The organism is Brevibacillus fortis, from assembly GCF_046196545.1.
Classification (GTDB): Bacteria; Bacillota; Bacilli; order Brevibacillales; family Brevibacillaceae; genus Brevibacillus; species Brevibacillus fortis_A.
Window position 1 is genome coordinate 4945167 of sequence record NZ_CP176370.1, and the last position, 15600, is coordinate 4960766.

General features: G+C 48.4%; 17 protein-coding genes. 1 reads left to right on the forward strand and 16 read right to left on the reverse strand.

From position 1 onward, the window contains the following. Nucleotides 1-119: 119 nt before the first annotated feature. From ACKKE8_RS24275 to ACKKE8_RS24300, 6 genes are all read right to left on the reverse strand, one after another. Nucleotides 120-671 (reverse strand): NADAR family protein, encoded by a 552-nt coding sequence (locus ACKKE8_RS24275; RefSeq protein WP_409175272.1) that lies wholly within the window; start codon nt 669-671, stop codon nt 120-122. A 21-nt stretch (nt 672-692) separates the two neighbouring features. Next, nucleotides 693-1430 carry a YwqG family protein gene (locus ACKKE8_RS24280; RefSeq protein ID WP_409175273.1) on the reverse strand — a complete coding sequence of 246 codons (738 nt, stop codon included), beginning with the start codon at nt 1428-1430 and terminating at the stop codon, nt 693-695. A 38-nt stretch (nt 1431-1468) separates the two neighbouring features. Next, a complete protein-coding gene (locus ACKKE8_RS24285) occupies nt 1469-1819 on the reverse strand; it encodes a DUF6463 family protein (RefSeq protein WP_409175274.1) in 351 nt (116 codons plus the stop codon). A 25-nt stretch (nt 1820-1844) separates the two neighbouring features. Then, nucleotides 1845-2024, reverse strand: a complete 180-nt coding sequence (locus ACKKE8_RS24290; RefSeq protein ID WP_409175275.1) for a hypothetical protein — start codon at nt 2022-2024, stop codon at nt 1845-1847. An 11-nt stretch (nt 2025-2035) separates the two neighbouring features. Further along, nucleotides 2036-3220 carry an ArsA family ATPase gene (locus ACKKE8_RS24295; protein ID WP_409175276.1) on the reverse strand — a complete coding sequence of 395 codons (1185 nt, stop codon included), beginning with the start codon at nt 3218-3220 and terminating at the stop codon, nt 2036-2038. A gap of 76 nt (nt 3221-3296) precedes the next feature. After that, nucleotides 3297-3773, reverse strand: coding sequence for a MarR family winged helix-turn-helix transcriptional regulator (locus tag ACKKE8_RS24300; RefSeq protein ID WP_409175277.1), 477 nt, complete (start codon nt 3771-3773; stop codon nt 3297-3299). A gap of 145 nt (nt 3774-3918) precedes the next feature. Between ACKKE8_RS24300 and ACKKE8_RS24305 the strand changes: the two genes are divergently transcribed. Beyond that, nucleotides 3919-4107 (forward strand): H-type small acid-soluble spore protein, encoded by a 189-nt coding sequence (locus ACKKE8_RS24305; RefSeq protein ID WP_017252179.1) that lies wholly within the window; start codon nt 3919-3921, stop codon nt 4105-4107. A gap of 80 nt (nt 4108-4187) precedes the next feature. Here the strand turns inward: ACKKE8_RS24305 and ACKKE8_RS24310 are convergent, their stop codons facing one another. From ACKKE8_RS24310 to ACKKE8_RS24355, 10 genes are all read right to left on the reverse strand, one after another. Further along, entirely contained in the window at nt 4188-6371 is a 2184-nt protein-coding gene (locus ACKKE8_RS24310) for a glycosyltransferase (RefSeq protein WP_409175278.1), read from the reverse strand. A gap of 4 nt (nt 6372-6375) precedes the next feature. Next, the gene (locus tag ACKKE8_RS24315) at nt 6376-7083 is read right to left on the reverse strand and encodes a glycosyltransferase family 2 protein (protein WP_409179191.1); all 708 of its coding nucleotides are present in this window, start codon (nt 7081-7083) and stop codon (nt 6376-6378) included. A gap of 46 nt (nt 7084-7129) precedes the next feature. Next, nucleotides 7130-8605, reverse strand: a complete 1476-nt coding sequence (locus ACKKE8_RS24320; protein ID WP_409175279.1) for a glycosyltransferase — start codon at nt 8603-8605, stop codon at nt 7130-7132. A gap of 29 nt (nt 8606-8634) precedes the next feature. Continuing rightward, complete coding sequence (locus tag ACKKE8_RS24325) at nt 8635-8832, reverse strand: hypothetical protein (RefSeq protein WP_409175280.1); 198 nt, start codon at nt 8830-8832, stop codon at nt 8635-8637. Nucleotides 8833-8846: 14 nt separating this feature from the next. Continuing rightward, entirely contained in the window at nt 8847-9221 is a 375-nt protein-coding gene (locus tag ACKKE8_RS24330) for a DUF2642 domain-containing protein (protein WP_409175281.1), read from the reverse strand. Nucleotides 9222-9442: 221 nt separating this feature from the next. Then, a complete protein-coding gene (locus tag ACKKE8_RS24335) occupies nt 9443-10432 on the reverse strand; it encodes an aromatic acid exporter family protein (RefSeq protein ID WP_409179192.1) in 990 nt (329 codons plus the stop codon). 122 nt (nt 10433-10554) lie between these two features. Further along, nucleotides 10555-12786: an S-layer homology domain-containing protein gene (locus ACKKE8_RS24340; RefSeq protein ID WP_409175282.1), complete on the reverse strand. Its 2232-nt coding sequence runs from the start codon at nt 12784-12786 to the stop codon at nt 10555-10557. Nucleotides 12787-12915: 129 nt separating this feature from the next. Further along, the gene (gene hemQ / locus ACKKE8_RS24345) at nt 12916-13668 is read right to left on the reverse strand and encodes a hydrogen peroxide-dependent heme synthase (protein WP_007715842.1); all 753 of its coding nucleotides are present in this window, start codon (nt 13666-13668) and stop codon (nt 12916-12918) included. A gap of 121 nt (nt 13669-13789) precedes the next feature. Beyond that, nucleotides 13790-14554: a glucosamine-6-phosphate deaminase gene (nagB, locus tag ACKKE8_RS24350; protein ID WP_409175283.1), complete on the reverse strand. Its 765-nt coding sequence runs from the start codon at nt 14552-14554 to the stop codon at nt 13790-13792. A gap of 38 nt (nt 14555-14592) precedes the next feature. Next, a complete protein-coding gene (locus ACKKE8_RS24355; RefSeq protein WP_409175284.1) occupies nt 14593-15486 on the reverse strand; it encodes a MurR/RpiR family transcriptional regulator in 894 nt (297 codons plus the stop codon). Nucleotides 15487-15600 lie beyond the last annotated feature (114 nt).

The following is a 15600-nucleotide window of genomic DNA, read 5'->3' on the forward strand; positions in this document are numbered from 1 at the left end:
GGAAAGAATGGCGTATTTGTACGTCTATTTCTGTATCTGATGAATTACAACTATTTGCTCCCCCAAAAAAAGATGGGCAACCTGCTCGACAGGCTCTTCGCCGATTTTGATAATCCTGATCACGAACGTAACTGCTCCCTGACTGCCATCAATGCAAAACCGAGTAAATTTTCTCCCCGCCACTTTTCAGGCTGTTCCGCATGCGGATGATCTTGGGCCATCCCGATTCCCCATATCCGATCATAAGGACTCGCTTCCACAATAACGCGGTCACCTGTGTCCAAGAGGTAGGCTTTCAAATCAGCATGCTGGCTGAATTTTAATAGGTTTGCCTGGCGAACGATCACGGTCTTGTTCTCATTCCACACAGCCTCGTCAAAGGAATGAACCTTTCGTCCCAATTCCTTCGCTTGTTTGGGATGGTTTTTCCTGAGTATTTCATCACGTATGGAAAGATCACCAAACAGTTCAGCCTTTTTCGCCATCATGTAATGTTCTGCGGTCAGGTACGTGATGCCATCCTCTACAAAAGCGGCCGGATACCATTGGCTAAAGCAAGATTTATCGATAGTACCTGACTCCTTCTGTGTATGCCCCCAAAAGAACAGGTATTTCACTCTGGTCCTCTGAGATTCTTTGATTAAGGTTTGTAAGTCTTGTATTGGCTCCATTTCGTTATCCCCGTCTTTCTTTTATAAACAATCCCATGTATACAAAACCTTCGAAAAATCCCGACGAAGCAGATCCTCCCTGCGAATGAAGAAGTTGCCCACTCCGCTATCTCCCCACGACACATAGTAATCGTAGTTGTCGCCCTCCATATCCAGTTGAAGGAGCAACTCCCAACCATCCTGATCCAAATACGCTTGGGTAAAGTAAGGATATCCACCGATCCGTGATCCGCTTGCATCGGCGAGGTCCCAATATTTCGAATAGGCCACTTGATTATCCTCGTCGGTAGGAAGCTGAAAATTCACCGCCTGTGGATCTCGATGAGGGACGTACTGCGACTCTAGTTTTCCTGTCAGTTTGTATGGCCCACCTAGAACCGGACTGTACACGCCAGGGTCCTCTGGTTGAAAGGGGTCTATTTCCTGTGTGTCCATGACCTCTTCAAAATGAAGCACTTGAAAGGACTGGTCCATCAATCCGAACGTATCATCCTCCTTGACAAAAAAACTGGTCAATCCACTAGCAGGGTAGCCATCGAGTCGCGGCATTTGCACCCAGTTGATTTGTGCGATAAACAAGTAGTCGTTCCTGTCTTCATCCTGAGGATACAGCATTTCTGGCGGCAGCCAAGGCTTTCCGCCCACCTTGCTATCCGTTACGGTAGCCGCTTCTTTCGTCAGTGTGAGCTTGATGGATGACTTTGCGGATTTTTGGATGTGTTGCAAAAATTCTGGCATATGGAAAATGGTTACATTCATTTTATCTGAACCATCTACCTATCCGCAAATTTCTTACATCACTTGCGCAGCAGGATGCCAGCCTGTGGTAAGACAAGCCAGAAGCCCGATACAGGCATAGCAATCGCCCCGACCGCGCATATCGCAAGAATCGTCCACCCGAAGGCAGCCGGCGGCTCCATTCCCTTCTTTTTCATCAGCCAATCCGCCATATATCCGAGCAAAATCAGCAAAAAGCCAAACATCAGAAACCAGAAGGCAGCAACTTCTTCTTTCCCTACCGCATTCCAAAAGCTGTTTGCGACGATCTGCTGGAGCGGCTCCGCGTATAAAAAGAGACCGACAACCGTATGCAGCAGTCCTGTCAGGATGAGAGTGAAACCCATTTGGCGCTTGATCCCACTTACCATGTCATTTCTCTCCTCTCAAATTGGCCTATTCCTTGGAAATGTTGATTTTGTGAGCTCTCGGACGTTCCTGTTCATCCTGTAACGCATCAATCACGCTGTCTATTACTGACCGCGATGCGAGCAGCCATTCTTTGCAGGCATTTTTCACATGTCGCTCGGTCCCATGCTGTTCCATGTTCCCGAGAATCGTTAGTAACCGATTCAAATCAGTTCCTCTCAATGCTGGGCAGCCCCTTCCCTTGCGCTAAAACGAATGATCAACCGATCTTCCGCATATTTCGCTCCCGTAACCTGTCGTCCCATTAATACTCGTGGCAAGATGACTTTTCGCTTGTAGGCACCCGCATTTACGGTCAATTCATCCCCTGTTTGCGTTAAATCCAAGGCTGCTTTATCCACAAAAGGAATCATCAGCTCCAAATGTAGCTCACCGTCCACTTCTCGAATCAGTTCCGTTCTGCCCTGATAAAGCTTGGCGGATGGATCTTCTGTTCCAAAAACGATATCAGCCAATTCTTCTAGAACGGGAAGGCCAATCACTTCTTTTGGCATCATCGGTGCTTTCAATATCGGGAGCGGCTGAAAGTTTTCCACGATTTCGCTCTCATACTTCCGTTGCAGCTCTCGCCAGTGGGCAAAAAATCCTTCTCCCGCTTCATCCGGAAGCACCCGATTCACGATGATGGCATCTGTATTGAACCCGAACAGATTCAAGTACGTGAACGAGCGCTTTGCTTCCGCAAGCACCATTTTTTCTGGGTTTATGACGATCCTCACTGATGTAATCTCGGGGTCCAAAACAATGCGTTGCATTTCCTCCAGCCCCCGAGCGAGCTGCTCGACACTGTCTAGCACATCATCAGAAGGAAGCTCTACTTTGTTGACGATCTTGGCCACTGGGCGAACGAGTTTGATCAGCTTGCGCTCCGTTGGAAAAATTTTCTCCAACCACCAATTCAATACGTTCGGATAACTGAGTAGCCTCAGTGTTTCCCCAGTGGGGGCACAATCTACTACCAGGACGTCAAACTGCCCACTCATGGCGTGTTCCTTGATCTTCAGCAAACTGAACATTTCCTCCATGCCAGGAAAAACGAGCATCTCCTCCGTTGTAATATCAGTCAGCTGTGCTTTGTCGAGCAGTGTTGTCAGCCATCCCTGAACTGCTCCCCAGTTGCGCTCGGTTTCCCGCAAGCTGTTTACTTCCTGCCCCCATAAATTTTCACTGATTGGTACGGGGTCTGGTCCGATCACAGTCCCCAATGAATCTGCCAAACTGTGTGCGGCATCCGTGCTGAGTACGAGCGTCCTCTTTCCCTGCTTTGCCAGCTTTACTGCCGTTGCCGCTGCAATACTCGTCTTCCCAACTCCGCCTTTTCCGGTGTAAATGATGATTCTCATCTCGAATCTCTCCTTCACGATCCATTTAGTACGATTTCGTAGTAATTAGATAAAAAAAGAAACGGGCTCGAACGGACTATTCGTCAATGTTGATCTTGACGGAACGAACCTTTGTTTCACGAGGCTTGACAGGTCCTCCATCCTGAAATACCTTGGCTGCCTTGAGTAAGAGGGTGGTGAATTGCTCCATTTCTTCCGGCGTAAATGCCTCCTGAAGCCTGCCCAGCATCGCCAGCATCATCTGTTCTGATTCTTTTGCGAGCTGCTTGCCTGGTTGTGTCAGTGTGACGAGCTTTACCCGTTGATCCTCGACAGAAGTCGCCCTCGCGATGTATCCTTTGCGTTCAAGCCGTTTCGCGATGCTGGTCATTGAACTAAGCGGCGCCCCCATCTCTTGCGCCAGCTCTGACATGGTCAAATCTCCGCGGAACAACAAAATAAGGAGTGTCGACAAATCAGAGCGAGTCAGTTTTTCTTCCAGCTGCATCGTATCGGACATAAAGGCAAACGGACGCAAACCGGTTTTCAGAAAGAGGTCGTATAGTTGCTGCATACCGGTGACTCCTTTTAGTACGATTTCGTAGTAATTTCCCCTTCAATTTATTACATATTTTAGGGAATGTCAACAGGCGCAAAAAGTATACCCTGTTGGACTGACGTACATATTAAAGCTGTTACGAATGACAGGAGGAGTCAAAATGAATAAACAACGCGCGAAAGAAATCGCCGCATCACCCGTTATGGCGAATGTTACCTGCGATGGAATACCCGTATACATCCAGCACATCGATGATGACAACGACATGGCGAGGATTTACCCACTCAACCAGCCGGATCAAGAGATGAGTGTTCCTGTAGCAAGCTTGCGAGAGCACGGTGAGTACTGATTTTTGCCACGCCAACGTATAAGGGGACCTGTAGCAAATCCACAGGTCCCCTTGTCTTCTTTTTCATTGTACAAATGGACTTACAGCAAGCCTTGGATGAACGGCTGCTCCAAATTCTCGATCATTTTTTTCTGACTCGCCGCCAATTTTGCTGCGATCTGCTCCCTACGCGCGATGGCCTCCCAAGTGCAAGAAACAATTCGTTCACCTAATTGTGGCTCGTCTGTTGGCACGAGGAGCTCCGGCAGATCCAGTGAATAAGCGAAGTCGATGCCCTTAACGCGATACGCCAAGCAAACGAACGGAATACCGGCAGCGGCACTTAGCACATTGGCATGCAGCTTAAAATTGATCGTCGCCTGAAAGCCTTTCATCAGCTGCAGCATTCGCGTATGATCGTGCAGTTCTAGGTCGAGGATCGTATGAGCTGGATCGTCGATTTTTTTGTACAGTCTTTTTATGGCTTCCCGATCCGGTCCCCACATGGTGAGCAAGTGGATATCGTAGCCTGCCTTGATCAGCGTCCTGGCTGCATGTACCAGCGCATCTTCTACTGCGTTCTCGTTTTTCCCATAAATCCGGTTATAGGACGTACCCCAGTTGATGCCAATCGTGAATCGCTTGCTTTTGTCTGACACTGTTGGCAATGATGCAGGGAGAAGCAGCATCCCCGGGTCTCCGCTAATCGCTGCCCTTTCTCCCACTCCCGCTTGCTGGAGGTATTGAAGTGTAATGGGTCCGCGTACACCAAAAAACGTGGCGTGCTCGGCGATTTTTTGCAGCATGTGGCTCAATTTATCTTGGCCAGTTATCAGCTTGTTCGTCAATCTGCCGGAAGAATCCAGATTGACTTGATCTTGCGAGTCAAATCCGCTTCCCCAGACCCATAAATTTTTCTTCTGTTCAACAGCACGATAGGCTACATCCACATACCCTGGGATGAGAAGCGATCCTCCCCCCAAAACGACGGTGTCATATGCGCTTAAATCCTTCAGGTCAACCCCGGGCAGGGAAGGTATTACCTTGTATTGTGTAGGGTCGAGATATTTGCATGACAAATCGTAAAAGGCATGCCACATCAGCTCGTCGCCCAAATTGTTGAATCCTATCCAGCCAACGTACAAAATTTTTTTCATACTTGTCGCCTCCCCTCCATTGTTTATTTGCCCATAAACGGTAAGCAAGGAGGCACATTTTTGCGTGATATGAAAATGGTTTTGTACCCACGCTCTTCCTTGACCTCCTATTTCCTTCAATTGACTCCGGTCGCGGCATGCTTGACGCAGAGCACTGTCGATCAACGGAGGAGACGGCTTCTGCACAGAGGAGTGGTCACCGAAGTAACAGTCCCAAGCCAACTCGTAAGACGAAGGTTCGACCAAACCGACGTAGCCATGATTACCGATCGCAAGTACAGGCTTTCCGCACGCCATCGCTTCGAGTGCGACCCTGCCTGTTCCGATCACCAAATCACTGATTGCGTAATACGGCCGGACATCCGTTTGCTCCCCCACAATGTGAATATAGGGCTGCCCTGCGGCTTTATTCAGTGCTTTTGCCAGCTCATGGACATGAATGGACTGGGCACCCGAACCCACCACCACGATATGCAGGTTGGGGATTTCACTACGCAACGTTTTGGTTGCCCGCAACACCATGTTGCATACCGCCGCTTTTTGCCAAGCCAGCCGGCTCACGTACGTAACCACCATAGCGTCAGGCGGCAATGTCGGCACATCTGCTTTACTTACAGAGCCAGACTTGAACTCTTCTACATCAATCCCATTGGAAATGAGGGTGCTTTTTACTCCTCGTTTTTGCCAGAATAGTTGGACAGGTTTGCTCACACTGATAACGGCAGAGCAGAGCTGGGCTACTTTTATCGCCTCATCCTTTGGGTAGTACGTTCCATGCATGGTGAATACCACAGGAATGCCGAGCTCATTGGCTGCCGTAGCGGCAAGAAAGCCTGAAGGGGTCTGATGCACATGAACGATGGTAATACGATGCTTTTTCATGAATGCACGGTAACACTCGATCAGATGCTGTCTGCGTGCCGAGAGCGGTTCACGTGCGGATTCTATTGGTTCAACCAAAAAGCCTGCATCGACAAATTCTTGATAGAAGGGGCCGTTGCCACCTGCATAAAACAGTTGGACGCCTTTTTTCCTCAATGCTTTACCCATGCTAAGAACATGTGTCTCCGTTCCGCCTGTCCTCAAACTGTCCAGCACCATCAATATCCGATCATTACTGCTAGTCAACTTTTTACCCTCCCTTCTTCCGATAATAGTGGGCCGAACGCTGCTCAGCGTGGGTGCGGTAATAATACAATGCTTCTGCTATATTGTTCACGCCTGCTCTCGCATTCAAAGCTTTGGCGATAAATTCGTAGTCTTCTGCACCCTCAATCCGGCGTGTCGGGCCACCAATCTGGTCAAACAATCGCCCTCGAAACATGCAGGTTCCGTGACAGACGCAGTGTCCCCCGTTTCCGTATACTTTGCGAATGTCATCGCCGTACTTGATCCATCCAGCGAGCTGCTTTTTTTCCGGATTATCGGACGAAAACGCATAGTAATTCGTACCGACCAAATCAACCTGGGGATGATTTTTCAAGTATTCAACCTGCCGTGAAAAACGCAGGATATGGGAGAAATCATCCGAGTCCTGAATCGCGATGAACTCGCCTCTGCTCAGATAATGCCCGACGTTGATGGCACCCGAAAAGCCAATATTGCGAGGAAGCTCATGAATCAGCACCTGATTCTCTCTTGGAAAAAATCCTTTACTCTCTTCCAGCCATTCTCTGGCCACTTCTACGGAATGATCTGTCGATGCATCATCGATCAGGACAATCTCCCAATTCTCATAGGTTTGCTGGAGGATGCTGTCCAAGCATTCACGTATATAAGCAGCCCTGTTGAAATTGGTAATGACAACACTTACCAGACCTTCTATTCGCTCTCTTGCCAATTTCATTTCCTCCTCCCAGTCTTCTTGTTTTCACATCGCATCCTCGCTACCGTCCTTTCGCCAGAAACTGCAAGGCTTCCACGTGGTCACCCGCAATCTGTTCGACGGCAGGGGGCATTCCAGAGCTGGCGAAGTGTTTTTCTGGCCGGATTCGGTTGGAGGTGAAGCTGTTCACCTGATGAACCAACTCCATCTTTACACCTGCCTGTGCGTATGCTGCTTGTGCTTTTGGCGGGCAAAGCAGTATGGGCCACCCGAGCGAAGCAACCGCTTCCCTGCGTAAGGCAAAGGGGACGGTCACCATAGACCCGATCCCCAAATCCTTACGATTCAAAGCCAAGTTGAGCGCTTGGCGGCAAGCCACAAAGACATTGTCTGCATAAGGTTGATTCAAAAATACAGAAACATCATTCAGGGCTACATCCACGCCGCCCTCGCAAGCGAGAACAAATGGGTACAGATCATGGACGGTCATAATCATATCCGCATCGACAAACAACAGGATGTCGCCTTTCGACAGACTTGCACCAATCGCCCGTCCTATATCTACGCCCAATGCATGTGGGAACTCTACGGTCGTCACGCCGCATTCACGGGCAAGCTGTGCTGTTTGATCAACCGAGCCATTGACAACCACGATAATTTCAACCGGCTCCAGTCGAAGAACTTCCCGGATCACTTGCTGGATCGTCGCTGCCTCGTTAAGGGCTGGAATGATCACGGATACCGTTTTCCCACCGTAAAGAGTTGTTCGTCGCAAGGGCCATTTCCCTACCTGCGTAACAGGCATACCACTGTTTTTACCGCTCACATTCTCTGCTATATCTCTTCGCCTGCCTCCATCGGACAGTCCGCCGCGAAAGGGAAGACGCGAGACGAGATCAAGCTGTTCGGCAATCACCAGCTTTTCATACAAAGAGAGCTCTTTGAGCAACGAACCGTGAAGCTGTGGTAAAAACATTCGTTCTTCCGTTCCCGTTCCAATAGCTTGTGTCGTAATGGACAGTCCGCTCACAACTGCCCGCTTGTGCGCTTGGGCAGGCTGTGCCAACTGTTCCAGTCCGATTTTGGAAAGTGCCTCTCTGGTCATCGCGTGAGGTGTGTCTAGCAAGGAAGCTTCACGCAGGTCAGAGCGACCAAAGAGGTTATTTACCAGCAGGGAAAAACTGTGGATGGGCCGTGGTTTTGTCATCTTCCTGTTCCGAGTATCATACTGTGGCAAAACGACCTGTGCTTTTCCATATAAAATAGGGAACAAGAAACGCTGTAATCCAGACAGCGAATTGATTTGCTCTTCGCCGAGAAAAAGCAGGACACTCCCTCTCGCATGCTTCGCAGCCTCTCTCCTCCATGAAAACATCTCAGCATCCTCTGCAGGAACGATGCGAATACCAGAGTCAAGCTCCAGGGCCCTTTTCGAAATCACAATGATCTCCAGAGGTGCAAGCTGTTTACAGACGGCAATCAGCTTTGGCAGATGAGCTGTCCCATGCATGGCAGGAATGAGAATGGAGAGGGGCACTGGGCCCCTTCTCCCTTGCTGCTCTGCCATTAGAGAACGCGCACATACGTGATGCGATCGAGTTGAAATACCACTGTTTCGCCACCGCCATAGCCTGGCTCACTTGCTGCAAGCACTGTTAGTGTCGAATTGGTCACGCCGAGCAACTCACCAGTAATCACATTCAACCCGGTTACGACCTGTACACTATCGCCTATAAACGTTCTCAATTTCTGTACATAGTTCATTTGTCTTCTCCTCCTTACACCTCATGAACATAATTTATTTGCGCAAAACGGATCAGCACACGTGTACCACTTGGTTCTATGATTTCAGCATAGTCCCAGCCAACTTCATTCAGGACGCCTGTGACACTCCCTGCATCTGTTCCCAGCTCAACGGTTTCATGCAAATAGCGTAGCAGCACTTTGCGAAATGAATTGTGTAGCAAATCGCTGTGGTTCTCTTGCAGAAATGCGGCGAGTTCTTCTGCAGACAGCTCTTTGCGAGGCGAACAACGAACAGCTTCTTCCTTGTCATTTTCGACTTCTTCGTCTCTTTGGTCTTTTCCCCAAATGAGACTACACAGCCCTCGAAAATACTCTTTCAACTCTTTTTCATTCACAATTAATTTCATCTGGTCACTCTCATCTCCTTAAACCTATTCTTTTGATTTATTTTCGCCGCTTGTACACGGTATACAAGTAAGCTAAAAAACGTACTAGGACAACTGTGTAATTTTTTGGTTTTAATGAAAAGTTCACGGAGTTTTTACCGAAAAACAAAAAAAGACTGCGAAAAGTATTCGCAGCCTTCCTTCGTATTCTACAACTCTTTCATTGTTACGTACTGTTTTGTCTAACTCTTTGCCACCTGTGCCTTTTCGTCCCTGTTCTTGCCTAGCTCATGCTTGATGAACAAATAGCTCTCAATTTCCCGAAGGAGGTAGAACAGCGAGGCACGCGTCTCAAATTCCTCCCGCGTTCGCGGCAAATCTGCTGCCTTGATCTCCTCTTGCATCACACGCAGTTGGTCGATAAAACGGTAGGCGGTATTGCCCGGATGTACCGAGTCACTAATTTTCTCGAGAAAATCTGCGATCCGAAGGCTCTCTGTTACCTGATGATCCAAGGAAGAGACGATCGGCATCATGCGTTCCAATAGCTCAAACTGCTTTTGCCGCATCACAAAATACTCGTAGTACGAATCGTTACGACGTCCCAAACGATTGCCAACATCTCGTGAGGCTAAGCGAATCGCCGTTTCCAAGACACCAGTTGTTTCAATCAATTCTTTCCCGTCCCAATCACTTTCCCCGTGACGCAAGTAGTAGCAGAACTCCCGCAAGATTTTGCTGAACAGCTTCTCCACCTTTACTTGCATCCCTTTTAGCTCTTTATCGAGACTCGGCATGTACAGATTGACCAGTAGGGCTACGCCCACACCAATGACGAGCAAAGCGACCTCATTCAGCAATAGCATCCCGTCGATTCTCTTTGAAGAATACAGATGCATAAGCACAACCATGCTGTTCACAAAGCCTTCCTGAATGCCAAAACGCACCGCAAGCGGCAAGAAAAGCAAAATGAAAAGGAGAATGGCAATCGGCGTATAGCCCAAAAGGGAAAACAGGCAGACACCGATTCCCAGCCCCAATAAACTGGCCAGAATCCGATTCCACGCTGTCTGAAACGATTGCTTGACTGTTACCTGAATACACAAGATCGTAATGATCCCCGCAGAAGAAGCATACATCAAGCCTAGCTGCTGGGCGATCAGAATCGAGATAGCCGTTCCAATGGCAGTTTTTAACGTACGATAACCAATTTTAAACTTGAGAAAGCCCAGTCTTGTTCCCCTCCGCTGTCAAAAATGCATTGTTGTTTCATCTACACTATACTGTAACAAAAAGTGTCCGGGAACCAAAGCCAAGGTTTGGTAAATTTTTCGCCGGAATGACTTTGGTTGTCTTATTCCGACTCTCGCTGGTCGTAGATCATTTTGAGAAGCCCAGCGATTTGCGCGCGGGTAACAGTTGCATCCGGTTCGAAATTCGTTGCTGATTTACCTTTAAGGAGACCGTGAGCAGAGAGAAGAGTAACGGCTGGTATATGCTTCGGTTGCAAGTCCTGGTAAGGCGACTTGAATAGTTCAGGCTTGTCTAAAAGGTCATTGTATCCCAACAACCTCGCTACCATATCCGCAACTTCTGCGCGTGTAATCATTCGGTCTGGCTCAAAATTCTTGCCTGACTTTGGAATCAGTGCGTACTCGACGCTTTTTTGAATAGCAGCGTAGCTTGGATGTGAGGAAGGTACGTCAACAAAATCATGAATGAGCCGATCTTCATCGCTGTCAAAGGAAGGACGCAGATTTCGGAATTCACTCTCATCTACCATCTGTGCCATTATCATGGCCATTTCCCCACGTGTAACCTCTTTTTCAGGTCCTAACTGGCCGTCTATGACCGCCATCCATCCCCTACGGACCGCAAAATCAAGCACGGCCTGCTGAGGATGCTCATCAATGTCGCCCGGTTCTTGCTTTTTTTGTGCCTCAACAAAGCTGTACCATTCACCGTTGTCTGCTTTCACAACCCCGTTATCTCCAACGTAACGATAGACGAGAAGCGGTTCGGACGGCTTCGCTGGTCTCCCCTCTGGAACAGGCTGGAGGTAGACAAGCTGAAGCTTTTGCTGCTCCTTGATTACTTCTTTCGCGCTTTGCTGTTCCATATGCTTTTCTCTTGCCTTGGGCAGCAAGCGTGTTTCCGACCGTGACCTTTTGTTCAGCGACTCAGCTACCCCTGTCTCCGGATTGACCTCGACACGGAAGGTTTCATCTTCAACCGGGATACCATTGATCAACATGCCGAATTGAATATCGAAATGTTCACCCTTATCCGCATAGCTTTGCAGAGTCTCCTTCGCAGGCTCCTCTTCTATCAGATAAATTTCTCCCAACTGATCGGCCAGAAGAGTTTTGACGAGCTTCGTAGCACTTTCTTCGGCTTGCTCCCACGTGATGAGCATCTTTTTGGGGGTTTCTTCAAATCGACTGTTTGGATTCACTTCATAACTGACCAATTCTCCCCGATCGTTAATATCCACTTCCACCTCATCTGTCTTTTTGCGTCCTCCATTTTGAGGTGTGAAATCAAAACTCCAGTGGTGTACGGAGATACCGCCTCTTCCTGAGCTCGATCCCCCGCCGCCGCTGCCTTCAAAACGATAGTTGCCGGGCAGCCTTTTCACGTATTGCTCCGCAATTTTTTCTGCCTCTTCTTTTGTTATCAACCGCTTTTCTGACGTTTCTTTGGAGATCGTATTCCCCAACGGTTTGATTGTTTTTTCACTCGCTGCTTTTCCAAATAAATTGATGACTTCTCCAGTCGTAGCCTCGACCAGTTGCGGGTCCTCATTCTGGAACTCGTAGACGAGTTCGTAAGTGCCAGGTCCCTGCTGATAGTTATTCGTCATCCCTGTCAAATCCTTGTACAAAAGGGATAAGCTTGCTTCCTCTTCCCATTTTTTCTCTGCCTCGGCTAATTCAATCACTTTCGTAGTTTCAGGGAACTTGCCGTCATACCATTCCCGGTGAAAGCTCATGACGTCCCCGTTCCTGTCCACGATGATTTGAAAGCCATTTCCCAGAAAGGGAATTTCGTTGACCATGCGAGTAAATTTTACAAGTTGTCCCTGATTTCTGAAATAATAGGCGTCCGGGTCCACATATTCATTTGGCTTGGATAAACGATTCCTCTCTTCTTCGGTGGTCACTTCTTCCAGAAACTGCTTTGCTGCTTCCATTGCCTGGTCTTCTGTAAGCTTATTTTTTGTGGTTCCTAGTTGATCGTCCTCCAAATAGTTAGAATAACTAGACAGTTTACCCGAAGCAGCGTCGATCGTCACATAGATGCGTCCGACCTTACTTTTTTCCCAAGTGAGGTTCCAGTATGTTCTTCCTGTATTATTGTAATCATCATCTGAATTTGTCATTCTGGCACTTCTCAGCTTGTAGTCCCCCGGAATTGTCACCCACTCTTGTGCTTGCTTGATTGCCTCTTCCTGCGAAAGCGCTTTTTCGTCTGCACGCACGATGGGGGCAAGCCCCTCGACACCTGCTGTTGCGAATACTGACGTCATCAGAATAGACGATGACACGCCGAGCGAGAGCCCCCACGATGTTGTACGTCTCAACACGGATCAATCTCTCCTTTCTTGTATCCAAATACAAACACCCTTATTTTACCATTAAAGAAAGGATATGTAGTCCAAAAAAAGATCCGCCCATGCGACTTTTTCGCACAGCGGATCTCTTAAGCTTATTGATTATACTTCCAGCTTTTTCGCCAGTGTTTCTACGTTCAATACGTTTCCTACGAGGAAGTTGCCGAATTCACCGAAGCGCGCACTCACTTCGTCAAAGCGCATTTCGTAAACGATATGCTTGAATTCCAGCGGATCGTTGGCAAACAGGGTAACGCCCCACTCCCAATCGTCGAAACCAACGGAGCCACCAATGATTTGCTTCACGCGGCCCGCGTAGGAGCGGCCGATCAAGCCGTGGGAGCGCATCATTTCTTGGCGCTCCTGCATGGAGAGCATGTACCAGTTGTCTTGCAGATCACGCTTTTTGTTCATTGGATAGAAGCAGATGTGCTCCCATTTTGGGAGGATCGGATAGAGGCGGTCACGCACGTGCGGATTCGCTTTTGGATCTTCACCTGGGTTATGTACATAGTTGCTCAGCTCTACTACGGATACATACGAATAAGGAGCTTCTGTATAGGCAGCAAAGCGGGTTTTGTTGAACGCTGTTTTGATCTCATCGAGTTCTTGCATGGTTGGACGCAGGAACATGAACACGAGGTCTGCTTTGTGTCCGAGGATGGAGTAGACAGCCGTGCTTCCTTGGTTCTCGCCCTCATTCGCTTCCCATGTACGGATCAATGCATTCAGCTCGTCCAACGCTTCTTGGCGTTCTGCTGCGGACGCTGCTTTCCACTTTTCCCAATTGATGGTGCGGAAATTATGATACGTATACCAACCTTCTAATGTAAGCAACGCTTCGTTTGCGCTCATTCTAAATCAGCTCCTTTGAAAAATCTGGTTACCTTCTTGCAACATTCCCAGTATAGCATAAGGAACAAGTGCGTATTCGGAACAGATTGGTGAACAAGAAAAATGAAAACCAAGCGGTGCATTAGCTGCCACTTGGTTTCGTTCCTGCCAGCACGGAGGTTGTCAGCTTGCTGGCGGCTCCCTGATCCACAATAACTGTTACATCCGGATGCAATTGCAATAAGGAAGCTGGTACTTCTGCAGTAGGCTCACCCTCCAGCATCAATCGCAATGCCTCTGCCTTTGCCTCTCCACTTGCGAGAAGTACTACTTTTTTAGCGCCAAGAATCGTCTTGATCCCCATGGAAACGGCCTGAGTCGGAACCTGTTCCACACTATCAAAATAGCGGGCATTTGCTTCCATCGTACTGTCGGTGAGCTGAACCACGCGTGTCAATGATTCGGCAGGGGAGCCAGGCTCGTTGAAGCCAATATGGCCGTTATTGCCGATCCCCAGCACCTGGATGTCGATCCCGCCTGCCAAACGAATCGCTTCCTCATAGCGTGCACACTCTGCCAAATGATCTGTCGTATTCCCAACTGGCACATGTGTTTTCTCCGCAGGAATGTTGATGTGATTGAACAAGTTTTCTTGCATATACGAGCGATAGCTTTGCGGGTGCGTCGAGGAAAGTCCGACGTATTCATCCAGATTAAAGCTGCTCGCTTGCGAAAAATCGATGTTCTGTGCTTGCGACAGCTTGATCAGCTCACGGTACATCCCTACTGGCGTACCTCCGGTTGCAAGGCCAAAGACGGTCTTCGGATTTGCTTTTACTTCGCTTACGAGCATTTCAGCAGCTTTTCTGCTGAGCTCCGCGTAATCTTTCACGATCACGAGCTTCATTTCCAACCACTCCTATCCAATATAAGTTCAGAATGCTTTTAGTATTTTCTCTCCAGTACAGCCTTCGCTGTTCTCTCTTTATATAAAAGGGCCTTTTCCTTGTTGCGCATCGTTATGGTCGTACTAATGACATCCAGTACATGCAACTGTGCAATTTTCGCTGCGAGAGAGCCTCCCTGCAACGGACCTTCTTGCGCTGCGGTCAGAAGCGTAATGTCTGCTACATTCGTAATCGGTGAGCGTCGATAGTGCGTCAGGCAAATGCAAGTTGCGCCTGCCTGCTTGGCGACTTTCAATGAATCGATAGTGTCTTTCGTACTGCCTGATACAGACAAGCCGATCGCGACATCCCCCGGTCCCAGAGTCGCTGCAGCCATCGCTTGCAGATGCGATTCATTAAAAGCATCCACTCGAAGCCCGATCCGCAAGAACGTATACTTGGCATCCTGGGCTGTTACCGCTGACGTACCTACCCCGTAAAAATGGATCGTGTTTGCTTTTTGTAAAAGGTCAACACAGCGCTCCAGCTGTTCGATCTGAAACAGGGCCGTGGTATCCCCAATCGCTTGTTGATTAGTTGCGGTTACTTTGTGCGTAATGATGTCCAGCGAATCGTCTTCTCCTACTTCGCCATGCAAGTTTTTGACTGGATTGACCAATTCCTGCGCCAATGCCAGTTTGAATTCCTGATAGCCATGAAAGCCTATTTTCCTGCAAAATCGCAAAACGGTCGTCTCACCCACTCCCGCCTTTTCGGCAAGATCAATCACCGATGAATAAATCACGCTGTCTGTCTGCTGTAAGACGATATGGGCAACCTTTTGCTCCGATTTCGTAAAGGAGGGAAGGAGACTCTGAATATGCAAAAGCGTATTCGTCTTCGTGATGGTAGCTGTCAATGGATGGGACAGCTCCTCCTGCTGTTTCACCATATGGCTCGCTCCCCCTTGAATAAAATTCAGATTTTCACAGTTGTTTTTACCCAAAACAAAATAGCTGTATTTCTACAGCTATTATAACAAAAAAGGAGTTATCCGCCATGTTTT

Excerpts from the sequence above, each read along its gene's own strand:
- ACKKE8_RS24295 (WP_409175276.1), bottom strand. The coding sequence starts at position 3,220 with ATGAGAATCATCATTTACACCGGAAAAGGCGGAGTTGGGAAGACGAGT.
- ACKKE8_RS24330 (WP_409175281.1), bottom strand. The coding sequence starts at position 9,221 with ATGAAATTAATTGTGAATGAAAAAGAGTTGAAAGAGTATTTTCGAGGG.
- nagB (WP_409175283.1), bottom strand. The coding sequence starts at position 14,554 with ATGAAGCTCGTGATCGTGAAAGATTACGCGGAGCTCAGCAGAAAAGCT.
- ACKKE8_RS24275 (WP_409175272.1), bottom strand. The coding sequence starts at position 671 with ATGGAGCCAATACAAGACTTACAAACCTTAATCAAAGAATCTCAGAGG.
- ACKKE8_RS24280 (WP_409175273.1), bottom strand. The coding sequence starts at position 1,430 with ATGAATGTAACCATTTTCCATATGCCAGAATTTTTGCAACACATCCAA.
- hemQ (WP_007715842.1), bottom strand. The coding sequence starts at position 13,668 with ATGAGCGCAAACGAAGCGTTGCTTACATTAGAAGGTTGGTATACGTAT.
- ACKKE8_RS24305 (WP_017252179.1), top strand. The coding sequence starts at position 3,919 with ATGAATAAACAACGCGCGAAAGAAATCGCCGCATCACCCGTTATGGCG.
- ACKKE8_RS24355 (WP_409175284.1), bottom strand. The coding sequence starts at position 15,486 with ATGGTGAAACAGCAGGAGGAGCTGTCCCATCCATTGACAGCTACCATC.
- ACKKE8_RS24325 (WP_409175280.1), bottom strand. The coding sequence starts at position 8,832 with ATGAACTATGTACAGAAATTGAGAACGTTTATAGGCGATAGTGTACAG.
- ACKKE8_RS24285 (WP_409175274.1), bottom strand. The coding sequence starts at position 1,819 with ATGGTAAGTGGGATCAAGCGCCAAATGGGTTTCACTCTCATCCTGACA.
- ACKKE8_RS24300 (WP_409175277.1), bottom strand. The coding sequence starts at position 3,773 with ATGCAGCAACTATACGACCTCTTTCTGAAAACCGGTTTGCGTCCGTTT.